General features: G+C 63.4%; 10 protein-coding genes and 1 pseudogene. 9 read left to right on the top strand and 2 right to left on the bottom strand.

What is annotated here, in order from left to right; all coding sequences use genetic code 11:
* Positions 1–141 precede the first annotated feature (141 nt).
* Positions 142–774 (bottom strand): response regulator, encoded by a 633-nt coding sequence (locus ACS5Q1_RS09890; protein ID WP_473097992.1) that lies wholly within the window; start codon positions 772–774, stop codon positions 142–144.
* Positions 775–1,262: 488 nt separating this feature from the next.
* Here ACS5Q1_RS09890 and ACS5Q1_RS09885 point away from each other — a divergent pair, with 488 nt between their 5' ends.
* The 8 genes and pseudogenes from ACS5Q1_RS09885 to ACS5Q1_RS09850 all read left to right on the top strand — a co-directional run bounded on the left by ACS5Q1_RS09885 (position 1,263) and on the right by ACS5Q1_RS09850 (position 9,488).
* Positions 1,263–2,186 (top strand): formylglycine-generating enzyme family protein, encoded by a 924-nt coding sequence (locus ACS5Q1_RS09885; protein ID WP_473098070.1) that lies wholly within the window; start codon positions 1,263–1,265, stop codon positions 2,184–2,186.
* Positions 2,187–2,290: 104 nt separating this feature from the next.
* Positions 2,291–3,946, top strand: coding sequence for an arylsulfatase (locus tag ACS5Q1_RS09880; protein ID WP_473098069.1), 1,656 nt, complete (start codon positions 2,291–2,293; stop codon positions 3,944–3,946).
* A 227-nt stretch (positions 3,947–4,173) separates the two neighbouring features.
* On the top strand, positions 4,174–6,240 hold the full coding sequence (locus ACS5Q1_RS09875; protein ID WP_473097991.1) for an alkyl/aryl-sulfatase: 2,067 nt from the start codon (positions 4,174–4,176) through the stop codon (positions 6,238–6,240).
* Between the two features lie 116 nt (positions 6,241–6,356).
* The gene (locus ACS5Q1_RS09870; protein ID WP_473097990.1) at positions 6,357–7,415 is read left to right on the top strand and encodes an HAD family hydrolase; all 1,059 of its coding nucleotides are present in this window, start codon (positions 6,357–6,359) and stop codon (positions 7,413–7,415) included.
* Between the two features lie 41 nt (positions 7,416–7,456).
* On the top strand, positions 7,457–7,726 hold the full coding sequence (locus tag ACS5Q1_RS09865; protein WP_473097989.1) for a hypothetical protein: 270 nt from the start codon (positions 7,457–7,459) through the stop codon (positions 7,724–7,726).
* A gap of 187 nt (positions 7,727–7,913) precedes the next feature.
* Positions 7,914–8,717 (top strand): annotated as a pseudogene (locus tag ACS5Q1_RS09860) (hypothetical protein).
* A 66-nt stretch (positions 8,718–8,783) separates the two neighbouring features.
* Positions 8,784–8,966 carry a hypothetical protein gene (locus tag ACS5Q1_RS09855; protein ID WP_473097988.1) on the top strand — a complete coding sequence of 61 codons (183 nt, stop codon included), beginning with the start codon at positions 8,784–8,786 and terminating at the stop codon, positions 8,964–8,966.
* 66 nt (positions 8,967–9,032) lie between these two features.
* Positions 9,033–9,488 (top strand): hypothetical protein, encoded by a 456-nt coding sequence (locus ACS5Q1_RS09850; RefSeq protein WP_473097987.1) that lies wholly within the window; start codon positions 9,033–9,035, stop codon positions 9,486–9,488.
* A gap of 385 nt (positions 9,489–9,873) precedes the next feature.
* Here ACS5Q1_RS09850 and ACS5Q1_RS09845 read toward each other — a convergent pair whose 3' ends face one another.
* Entirely contained in the window at positions 9,874–10,347 is a 474-nt protein-coding gene (locus ACS5Q1_RS09845) for a VOC family protein (RefSeq protein WP_473097986.1), read from the bottom strand.
* Between the two features lie 102 nt (positions 10,348–10,449).
* On the opposite strand from ACS5Q1_RS09845, the gene ACS5Q1_RS09840 reads away from it, so the two are divergent.
* Complete coding sequence (locus ACS5Q1_RS09840) at positions 10,450–10,770, top strand: ArsR/SmtB family transcription factor (RefSeq protein WP_473097985.1); 321 nt, start codon at positions 10,450–10,452, stop codon at positions 10,768–10,770.
* The last annotated feature ends 535 nt before the right edge of the window (positions 10,771–11,305 follow it).

Raw genomic sequence — 11,305 nt, 5'->3', positions numbered from 1 at the left:
AGCCTAACGTCTCAAGTGTGCCAGATCCGGACCTATGAACAGGGCTGCATGGAGTTTGCGATTCAGGCCGACTTTACAATCCTAATTTCGCCTGCTGCTGCTGGCGGCTGAAGCAGAAGCTGGGAAGTCCTTCGCCCATGATCACGCTTCAATCAGTCCGTTGCGGATCGCGTAGCGGATCAGGGCCGCGGTCGTGTCGAGGTTGAGCTTGCGCAGGGCCAGGGCGCGGTGGGTCTCGACGGTCTTGGTGCTGATGCTGAGAATGTCCGCGATCTGCTTGTTGGTCTTGCCCTCGGCGATCAGTTGCACCACGGCCTTCTCACGCGCGCTCAGCGCCGACTCATGTGTGCAGCCCTTCGCCAGATAAGTCTCGAGCAGGGTCTGCGAGACCTTGCCGGTGAAGAACGGCTTGTGGGCGGCCAGGCTCTCCACCGCCGAGATCAGGAACTGCCTGGCGTCGGACTTGAGCAGGAAGCCGCGGGCGCCCGCCTCGAGGACATCCCTGACCAAGCTGTCGGTGTCGTGCATGGTGAAGATCAGCACCTCGACGCCGGGGAGACGCCCCCGGATCTGGCGGGTCGCCTCGACCCCGTTCACCAGCGGCAGCGCATAGTCGAGGATCACGACGTCAGGCCGGATGGCCAGGGCCTGATCGATGGCCTGCTTGCCGTCCCGAGCCTCGCCGACCACCTCCCAGCCCTCATGGGATTCCAGGATGGTGCGGACGCCGGAGCGGACCACGTCATGATCGTCGGCGATCAGGATGCGCGTCATCGCGAGATTCCCTCCCGCGCGCCCGGTTAGCGGCCGATCCGGTATGCCCGGGTGCCACGGCAGGATACACCGCCCCGCAGCCGGACCCACCTGGGCATAACCCTGAATCTGCCGGAGGCAGACCCTGAATTCTCAGGAGAGGGTCTCCTTATCTGCCTTGGCCGGGCCTGACGGCCACGGCATCCGCAAGCGCCTGGCAAGCGGCAATGCCCGGCCCGCCAAACCCTGAGCCGCTTCCTGGCGACTTGGCATCGGCATGAGCCCACTAGGTGACCATCCGTCCCCTCCTGGTTTGGCGTCCGGCCGGCATTGCCGATGGGAAGCAGGAATCAGGGTCTTCATCCATCAGTTTCAGGGTTGACCCTAATAGCTCGATGACTGCGCGCTGGATGATACTGCGGGCTCGCCAGGCGGGAGCAGTGCTCATGTCGCAAGCCACACTCCGACACCATCAGAGCCACGAGCGAACGGATCATCCCTATGCCGACATGATCCGGATTTCCGGCGGCACGTTCCGGATGGGCTCGGACCGGCACTATCCCGAAGAGGCGCCGGTTCATCGCGTCACCGTCGACGGCTTCCGGATCGATAGGGCACCGGTCACGAACCGCCAATTCCGCGACTTCGTCCGCGCCACCGGGCACGTCACGGTCGCGGAGATCGCGCCCGACCCGAAGGAGTATCCCGGCGCCCTGCCGCACCTACTCCATGCCGGCTCGCTCGTGTTCAGCCCGCCGGATTATCCGGTCGATCTCCATCACTTCAGCCAATGGTGGGCGTTCAAGCCCAGGGTGAACTGGCGCCGTCCCTATGGCCCGGGCTCGTCGATCAAGGGCCTGGACGAGCATCCGGTCGTACACGTCGCCTATGCCGATGCGGCGGCCTATGCCCGCTGGGCGGGCAAGGACCTGCCAACCGAGGCCGAATGGGAATTCGCGGCGCGCGGTGGACGGGACCAGGCGGAGTTTGCCTGGGGCGACGAGCTCACACCGGACGGACGCCAGATGGCCAACACCTGGCAGGGCGCCTTTCCATTCCAGAACACGCGTCTCGACGGCTTCGAGCGCACCTCGCCCGTCACCGCCTTCCCGCCCAACGGCTACGGCCTCTACGACATGATCGGCAATGTCTGGGAATGGACCAGCGACTTCTACACGCCGAAACACCCGGCCGATGCCCCGAAGGCCTGCTGCATTCCCGAGAACCCGCGCGGCGGCCGCGAGGACCAGAGCTACGCGCCCTGCGAGCCCGGGATCCGAATTCCACGCCGGGTGCTCAAGGGCGGCTCGCACCTGTGCGCGCCCAACTACTGTCGCCGCTACCGTCCGGCAGCGCGTCACCCGCAGCCGGTCGACACCTCGACGAGCCATGTCGGCTTCCGCTGCATCATCAGAGAGAGGAAGATCCCATGAACAGTGATCGTGCATCCTCACAAGCGCCCGGCGGACGATGCCGCCTCCGGCGCATGCGGGCCAAGGCTGCCCTGATCGGGGCCACGGCCCTGGTCTCGGCGACGATGGCGGCTCCGGCCGTCGCGCAGGCCCCGACGCAGAAGCCCAACATCCTGTTCATCATGGGCGACGACATCGGCTGGATGCAGCCGAGCATCTACCACCAGGGCCTGATGGTCGGCGAAACGCCGAACATCGACCGCATCGGCCGGGAAGGTGCGAAGTTCATGACCTACTATGCCGAGCAGAGCTGCACGGCGGGGCGCAACGCCTTCTTCACCGGCATGCATCCGCTCAGGACCGGCATGATCCCGCCGCAACTGCCCGGCAGCCCGTCCTACCTGCGGCCCGGCACGCCCGCCCTCGCCAAGTTCCTGCTCGATCTCGGCTACACCACCGGCGAGTTCGGCAAGAACCACCTCGGCGACCACACCGATGCGCTGCCGACGGCGCACGGGTTCCAGGAATACTGGGGCTACCTCTACCACCTCGACGCCATGCAGGGGGTGAGCTTCCCCGACATCAACAAGACGCCGACCGAGCAGACGGTCGCGCCGGTCTGCCGCAGCACGCCGATCCCCGGGCTGCCGCTGAATCCCGCGGCGGTCGATCCCGCGACCACCCCGTGCCTGACGCCGCCGCGTCCAGTGCTCTGGTGCAGGTCGTCCGACGGAACCGCGGCGAACCAGACCTGCAAGGATGAAGGGCCGCTGACGCTCGAGCGCTCGAAGACCGTGGACGAGGAGATCTCGGCCAAGCTCATCGACTTCCTCGACCGCAACGACCCCGAGAAGACCAAGAAGCCGTTCTTCGCCTGGTACAACCCCGCGCGCATGCACGTCACGACCGTGTTGCCGGACAAGTACATGGCCATGGTGGGCGAGCCCGGCGGCAAGGACTGGGGCGTCAATGAAGCCGGCATGAAGCAGATGGATGACAACATCGGCTACGTGTTGAAGAAGCTCGAGGAGATGGGCGAACTCGACAACACGATCGTCGTGTTCACCACCGACAACGGTGCCGAGACGATCACCTTCCCCGACGGCGGCACCACCCCCTTCAAGGGCGGCAAGCTGTCGACCTGGGAGGGCGGCATGCGCGCCCCGCTGGTCGTGCGCTGGCCGGGGCACATCGAGCCGGGAACGGTCAAGAACGACATCTTCGCGTCCCTCGACTGGTTGCCCACGTTCGTCGACATCGCTGGCGGCGCCAAGGGCAACGAGCTGAAGGCCCAGATCGAGCGGGGCGAGTATCCCGGGATCGTCAGGACGACGCTCGATGGCGTCAATCAGCGCGCCTACCTGGAAGGCCGATCGGACAAGTCGGCCCGCGACACCTTCTTCTATTACTCCGGCAAAGACCCATCCGCGGTGCGCTACAAGAACTGGAAGATCTACTTCGCGATGGTGTCCGATGCGCCGACCGGGTTCCTCACCGGCGTCGTCCCCTACCACTGGAGCCAGGTCGTCAACATCAAGCGCGATCCCTTCGAGACGTCGATCGGGCAGCAGGCGAAGACGCTCTTTGGCATGGCGGGCGCCCTCGCAGGACCGGCCACGGCCTACATCTATGACTGGAACCTCCTGCCGATCGGCCAGGCGCTCTGGCTGAGAGAACTGGAAACCTACCGGAAGTTCCCGCCGATGCAGGACCCGGCGAGCTACAACCTCGAGCAGGTGATGGAACAGCTCAAGAGGCCGGCGGCGACCCCGGGCCAGTGACCTGAGACGAAGCCGCAAGCCAGGACGACCCGCAGGTCGCATCAATTAGACCTGCGGGACGCGATGGGACAGAGCATCGACCAGAAGCCCGGCACGTCCGTGCTCAGCTTCAAGGTCAACGTCAAGTAGCCGAGGACGTTTGACGGGCCGCTTGTCGGCTTCGACCAAAGACGCCGAGGTCTTGCGGCCCCGGCGTCCGCAGGGGATCGAGAATCGGAGGGCTGAACATGACTGGATCGTTAAGGCGTTTGTCTCTTGTGCTTGGTGCACTTCTCGCTGGAGCACTCGCAGGGGCATCGGTCGCGCAGGAGCCGCAACATTTTAGTCCCAAGGGAAAGATGCCCTCGCGATACACGGTCGAGGCCCAACAACAGCAGCGACGGATTTTGCCGCTTGCCGACAAGCAGGACTTCCAAGAAGCGAAACGTGGCTTTATCGCTGCACCATCCTACCGCAAGATCATGAACGACGAGGGCGGGGTCGCCTGGGATATTGATAACTGGGCCTTCCTCCTGGCCGGGAAGGATTACGACAGCATCCATCCATCCTTGCAGCGTCAGGCACTGCTCAATATGGAATATGGCCTGTACGAGGTCGTGCCGGGCATCTACCAGGTGCGCGGGTTCGACCTCGCAAACATCTCGTTTGTCCGGGGTAATACCGGCTGGATCGTGATTGATCCGCTGACGGTCAAAGAGACATCGCGTGCTGCTCTCAGGTTCATCAACGAGAGGCTCGGCGAGCGCCCCGTCGTGGCAGTGATCATATCGCATTCCCATGCCGACCATTTCGGCGGTATCCGAGGTGTCGTGGATGACGCCGCACTGGCAGCCGGGAGGGTGCAAATCATTGCCCCCAAGGGGTTCCTCAACGAGGCAATCGCCGAGAACCTCTATGCCGGCAACGCGATGACCCGTCGCAAGAGCTATACGTACGGTGACCTTGTGCCGCCAAGCCCTTACGGCCAGGTGGATGCATCGATCGGCAAGGCCGCTGCGAGTGGCGATGTCGGCATCCTGCCCCCAACCAAGAGCATCGAACAGCCGATCGAGGAGCTGACAATCGACGGCGTGCGGATGGTTTTTCAGAACACTCCGGGGACTGAAGCGCCCGCGGAGATGAATACCTGGTTTCCGGATCACAAGGCATTCTGGGCTGCCGAGAACATCGTCAGCAGCCTGCACAACATCTTGACCCTGCGGGGAGCGCCGGTTCGTGATGCACTGGCCTGGTCGCATTACATTAACGTCGCGCTCTATGAGTTTGGGGATCAGGCCGAAGTGTTGTTTGCATCGCACAGTTGGCCGCGTTGGGGAAAGGAGCGGATCGCCGAGGTGATGCGCGGACAACGCGACATGTATGCGAACCTGAACAATCAGGTGCTGCACTTGGCCAACAGTGGCGTGACGATCAACCAGATCCACAATGTCTACGAGCCGCCTAAAAGTTTGCAGGAGCTATGGTACGACCGCGGTTATCACGGCTCCTACCTGCACAACAGCCGTGCCGTGATCCAACGCTATCTCGGCTTCTGGGACCTGAACCCAGCAACACTGGTTCCGCTGTCGCCGGAAGATTCTGCGCCGCTTTACATCGAGATGATGGGCGGCGCCGGGAAGGTGATGGCAAAGGGCCAGGAACTGTACAATCAGGGCGAATATCGCCTCGCAATGGAAATTCTCAACAAGCTGGTCTACGCGGACCCAGGCAACCAAGACGCAAAAGACCTCCTCGCGGACACCTACGAGCAGATGGGCTATCAGTTCGAGAGCCCGAGCCTCCGCAACAGCTTCCTGGCAGGGGCCAAGGAACTCCGTGATGGTGTCATCGCCGTAAAGGCTGCAAAAGCCGGCAGTCCTGATTTCGTGCGCGGAACCAGCACCGAGCTGTTCCTCAATTACCTCGGCATCCAGATGGATAGCCGCAAGGCCGAGGGCATGAAGTTCAAGATCAACATCTCGACGCCCGATAACGGCGAGCGGTTTGTAACCGAGATGAGCAATGCCACGCTGACAACGATCACCGGTTATCAGGCCAGCGATGCCGATCTCACGATCACAATCGATCGCCGCGAGCTCGAGGACGTGATGATAGGGACGGCGAGGCTGGCAGACAAAGTCGCTGCGGGTAAAGCCAAACTGGAAGGCAATCCCCAGGTGCTCACGCAGCTTGGTTCCACCATGGTCAAGTTCGACAATTGGTTCGAAGTTTTGCCGGGCACGAAGAAGGAGGCTGTACTGTCTCCAAAGACCGAGCTTTTACAGGACGATGCGACCTACTACGAGGGACCCTAGAGCAACGTCGGTTCTGACTGCATCCGAGGCCACGCAAGACCTTGGCTTCTCGGTTCCCCCGTTTCGGCGCCGTCCTTGGACGCAATGATAATGCGCGTATCTGAAAGGGATTGAACATGGATCCGATCGCATCGTCCGGGATCAACCGCCGCGTCTTGCTCTCGACATTCGCCCTGCTGCCTGCCCTGTCCGGGCTGCTCCAATCCTTCCCTGCGGCGGCGCAGGCACCGGCCGCCGATGGCCCATTGCCGTCGTGGAACGATGGAGCCGCGAAGCAGGCCATCCTCGACTTCGTGCGGGCCACCACCGACCCGTCCAGCCAGAGCTACGTCCGTCCGGAGGAGCGCATCGCAACCTTCGACCAGGATGGAACGCTGTGGGTCGAACAGCCGATGTACTCGCAGGTGGTCTACTGCCTGGATCGCGTCCCGGCGGTGGTGGCGAAGCGGCCGGAACTCAGGAATGCCGAGCCCTTCAAGACCGTTCTCTCGGGCAATCGGGCAGCAATGGCGAAACTCTCGATGCGGGACCTCGAAAAGATTCTCGCCGCGACGCTGACCGGCATGACGGTGGAGGAATTCAACGCCGAAGCCATGAAGTGGCTCGAAACGGCCCGGCATCCGCGTTGGCAGCGTCCCTACACCGAGCTGGTGTATCAACCGATGCTCGAAGTTCTGCGCTACCTGCGCGCCAATGGCTACAAGACCTACATCGTGACCGGCGGCGGCCAGGATTTCGTGCGCATCTATTCGGAGCGCGTCTACGGCATCCCGCCCGAGCAGGTGGTCGGCACTGCGGGCGCCACGAAGTTCGGCTATGGCAAGGACGGCAAGCCGTTCCTGACCAAGGAGCCGAAGCTGCTGCTCAACGACAACAATGCCGGCAAGCCCGAAGGCATTCACCTGATGATCGGCCGCCGGCCCCATGCGGCATTCGGCAACTCGAATGGCGACCGCGAGATGCTGGAATGGACCGATGCGGGTGCTGGCGCCCGGCTCAAGATGCTGGTCCTGCACGACGACGCCACCCGCGAATACGCCTACGGCCCGGCCGCGGGCCTGCCCGACACCAGGGTCGGCGCCCTCACGGCCTCGCTCTATGGCGAGGCCAGGAAGGATGGATGGTCGGTGATCAGCATGAAGAACGACTGGAAGCGCATCTTCCCGTTCGAATAGGGTCCCGCCGACAGGGCGCGGGCAACCAATGAGGTCATTTCATGGCGTGGCATGGCATCCTGGTCGGAGCATTTGCCGTTGCACTCCTCGTCTCCGGCGGTCGCATGGCTTGGGCGCAGGCGACGCCGCCGGAAACCCTGGCGGCACAACTGCGGTTGCAGGGTCATCGCTGCGATGAGCCTGTGACGGCGCAACGGGACGCCCAGCTTTCGAAGCCGAATGAGACCGTGTGGAACCTGAGATGTGGCAACGCATCCTACCGGATGCGCCTCATCCCCAATATGGCCGCCCGGGTCGAGAAGCTTGATTGATGCGGGATCGACGGCACCGAGATTGCCCTGGCTGATCAGGCGGATGGTGCATCCGGTCAAGCAGTGCCTGCTCGTGCGTATAGCGTGCCCAAGCGTACCTGGCGTCCTTGCCGAGAGCCTGGATGCCGCAAGAGCCCCATCCGATCGGCTTCGTGTTCGACGTCGGTCCTAATCAAGGAGATGAACCATGTCCGTGAAGCACCACGCGTCCGATCTCATCCTCATCGTCAGCCTCTTGTTCGCGCCAAGCGTCGCGCTGTCCCAGGACGTGACGGCCAACCCGCAAGTGCCCATCAGGAAGGCCATCGGTCGGGTCACGCCCACGGGTCCGGTCCCGTCGCTTGCCGTCCTCAACGCGGCGGGCGCGAAGCTGGAAGGCGGCAAGCTGACCTTGACCGGCGTGTCACCGAATTCGATCGTGTTCGCCGATCGGCCCGTGCGGGCGGCGGGTCACGTGATGACCGAACAGTTCATCATGCAATGGGACGAAGGCAAGGACAACTTCGCCAAGGATCCGCCCAACGCCACCGTGTCTGTCCTGGGCGGTGATGGCTCGAAGGTCAGCGACGCCGTGGTGACGCTGAAAGCGCCGAAGCTCGAGGGCTCCAACCTCACCTTCGACGTTGCGGTGCTGGAAGGAAACCTGGCCGGATCGAGCGGACCGGCTGCGCTGTTCATCGACCACTTTGGCGGCTTTGGCGGCGGCTTCGGCGGCTTCCGTGGCGGGTTCGCCGGCGGCGGCTTCCGCGGCGGTGGCTTCGATCGCTTTGGCGGTGACCGCTTCGGCTATGCGCGGGTTGGCGACGTCAACGTCGTGCGCGGCACCTAGTGGCATGCCCCGGTCTATCGGGGGGCCTGGTATGGGGCGGGTGCCACGGCGGCTGGCATTGCCGCCGGCACCGCCATGGGAGCCGCCGAGGCGGCGAACCCTGGCCTTGGATACGGCGACGATGGTCTGTGCGGCTACTATCCCTATGGGCCGTGCTACTGAACGGGGTGTGTTCCGCTTCGGGTTGGCAGCTTCCCTTGCCGCAGCCGGCCGCACGAGGTCCAGATCATGTCCCGGCACCTTGAAGTGGTTCATACCCAGGCCTTCGACTTCTGGCTGGCCCGGGGAGCCGTCGCGCTCGTGGCCAGCCTGCAACTCCTCTTCATCAACGATCTCTCCCTGGGACCGCGCTGGCTGGCACCCAGTGTCGAGATCGCGCTGCTCGTGCCATTGTCGATCGCAACGGCCTAGAACCAGGATCAGGCCCGTCGCGCGTCGAGCGAACACCATTGGGCCGCCGTCGGACGGTACCGCCGTGTGGTCAGGACGCTGGCCCTGGCTCTGACAGTCGTCGTAACCCTGATGAACCTTGGTGCTCTCGTCGAGCTTGTGAGACACCTGCTTGCAGGGAAGGATGACAGCGGCCCGACCCTGCTGCTCGATGCGCTCAACATCTGGAGCACGAACGTCATCGCCTTTGCGCTGTGGTTTTGGAGCATCGACCGCGGTGGTCCGTCGATGCGGGGCCTCCATTCGACGAAGACCGCGGATTTCCTGTTCCCGCAGATGACCCTGGGAACGGAGGACAGAGCCCGCTTCTCGCCCGGATTCATCGATTATCTGTTTCTGTCCTTCACGAATGCGACTGCGTTCTCGCCAACCGACACGTTACCGCTCTCCCAGCGCGCCAAGCTCCTGATGATGGTCGAGGCCAGCATCTCGCTGTTGACCGTTGCCCTCGTGGCGGCACGGGCCGTCAACATCCTGAGCTAGTGCGCCGACCATCAATTCGAAGGTCGTGCGCGTGTGCTGCAAATCGTACGGTCTTGGGGCCAGTCGGTCCTGGTGCGCAGCTCAAGCACGGGTCATACGGCGAGGCGACGGAGCAACGACTGGAACGGCATCCTACATTCGATGGATCTGTCGTCTGTCTCGGTCCGAACCAATTCTGGCTCGCGAGGCTTCGGTCCCTTAGAACTCCTATAAACGTCCTTGGGGGTAGAGGCCGTTCAGAGTCAGCTTTGGGTCAACCTTTCACCTTCCGGACGCTCAACGAACGTCGGCTCTTGAGCGCGGAAGCGGACCAAGCGCTTACGTCTCACGAGTGCCATGACCGGACAGAAGCTGGCGGCTATCTTGCCGCCATCTGCACTGAGCCTCAGCCTTGTCGTGCCGCTTCGATCGCGGCCACGTCAATCTTCTTCATTGTCATCATCGCGTCGAACGCGCGCTTGGCCTCCGCGCCTCCTGCCGCCATCGCCTCGGTCAGGACGCGCGGCGTGATTTGCCAGGACACGCCCCACTTGTCCTTGCACCAACCGCACTCGCTCTCCTGGCCGCCGTTGCCGACGATGGCGTTCCAGTAGCGGTCGGTCTCCTCCTGATCGTCGGTGGCGATCTGGAACGAGAAGGCTTCGTTGTGCTGGAACGCGGGTCCGCCGTTGAGGCCGATGCAGGCAACCCCCGCCACGGTGAATTCGACCACCAGCACGTCGCCCTCTTTGCCGGATGGGTAGTTACCAGGCGCACGATGCACGGCTCCGACTGTGCTGTCGGGAAAAGTTTCGGCATAGAAGCGGGCAGCGGCCTCGGCATCCTTGTCGTACCAGAGGCAGATCGTGTTCTTTGCCATTGCGTCTTCCCTTTCCCTCTTGAAGCGGGCTCTTGACCAGCCTCCATCACTCCTGTGAAGGATGCGGCGGAACACTTTACCACTTAGCGAAGTTTTGTCACTATGCCGCTCGACCAGACATATGCCGCGCTATCGGATCCGTCCCGACGCGCCATGCTGCAAAGGCTCGCGCAAACCCCGGAGCTTTCCGTTTCCGAGCTTGCCGCGCCCTTACCCATCGCCCTGCCGACGGTGATGAAGCATCTCGACGTGCTCTCCAGGGCCGGTCTGATCCATCGGCATAAGACCGGGCGGACCGTCATGGTCTCGCTTGCCCCGCAATCGATGGACGAGGCGAGAGCGTGGCTCGAACGCACGGCTGCCTTCTGGTCGGAGCGGATCGATCGCCTTGCCGCCATTGTCGAAGAGAAGGAGAAGCGATGACGAGCCTCACCATCATCCGCCGGATCGCTTCTTCCGGCGCTCGAATAGCTCACGCGGCAAGGTCGGTAGGAGTACCGACAGTGCGCTGCGGAGTAGCCCGTCCGCCCGTACCTGTTTACAGTCAAGCCACGGCAGGAGCTACCGCGCGTTCGACTGGAGGTGTGCCCTACAAAGAAGCCCCAGGCTCAGGGTCCAGGTTGAGTAGCGTTCGGCTACGCCGCCTAGCATGAGGAGCTTCCGAGGGCACGACGGCACGAGCCACGGCAGGAGGTACGCTTTGGCCTATACCTTGGCCGGCGGCTACGCTCCTAGCTGGAGCCGGTCCTCGTGACCCGGGGCCAGGCCCGGGGTGGTCTCGCGCTACCATAACCCTAGCTGCTTCCGCCGCTTGTGCCGGAGCCCGCTGCGGAACTAGGCCGCCTACTACCACTCCGAGCAGTAGCGAAGAGGAAGAGAAGCTGTTACCGCCGTTCCGCTAGCTAGGCGAGGCTGGTCTTCCGTCGGCACGCAAGCTCGGTGCGAGAGCGGAGCAGGT

The organism is Microvirga sp. GN3, from assembly GCF_055792825.1.
The sequence above is the reverse complement of the archived record's forward strand: the minus strand, read 5'-3'. Positions and strand labels throughout refer to the sequence as shown.

Excerpts from the sequence above, each read along its gene's own strand:
- ACS5Q1_RS09890 (WP_473097992.1), bottom strand. The coding sequence starts at position 774 with ATGACGCGCATCCTGATCGCCGACGATCATGACGTGGTCCGCTCCGGC.
- ACS5Q1_RS09885 (WP_473098070.1), top strand. The coding sequence starts at position 1,263 with ATGATCCGGATTTCCGGCGGCACGTTCCGGATGGGCTCGGACCGGCAC.
- ACS5Q1_RS09880 (WP_473098069.1), top strand. The coding sequence starts at position 2,291 with ATGGCGGCTCCGGCCGTCGCGCAGGCCCCGACGCAGAAGCCCAACATC.
- ACS5Q1_RS09875 (WP_473097991.1), top strand. The coding sequence starts at position 4,174 with ATGACTGGATCGTTAAGGCGTTTGTCTCTTGTGCTTGGTGCACTTCTC.
- ACS5Q1_RS09870 (WP_473097990.1), top strand. The coding sequence starts at position 6,357 with ATGGATCCGATCGCATCGTCCGGGATCAACCGCCGCGTCTTGCTCTCG.
- ACS5Q1_RS09865 (WP_473097989.1), top strand. The coding sequence starts at position 7,457 with ATGGCGTGGCATGGCATCCTGGTCGGAGCATTTGCCGTTGCACTCCTC.
- ACS5Q1_RS09855 (WP_473097988.1), top strand. The coding sequence starts at position 8,784 with ATGTCCCGGCACCTTGAAGTGGTTCATACCCAGGCCTTCGACTTCTGG.
- ACS5Q1_RS09845 (WP_473097986.1), bottom strand. The coding sequence starts at position 10,347 with ATGGCAAAGAACACGATCTGCCTCTGGTACGACAAGGATGCCGAGGCC.
- ACS5Q1_RS09840 (WP_473097985.1), top strand. The coding sequence starts at position 10,450 with ATGCCGCTCGACCAGACATATGCCGCGCTATCGGATCCGTCCCGACGC.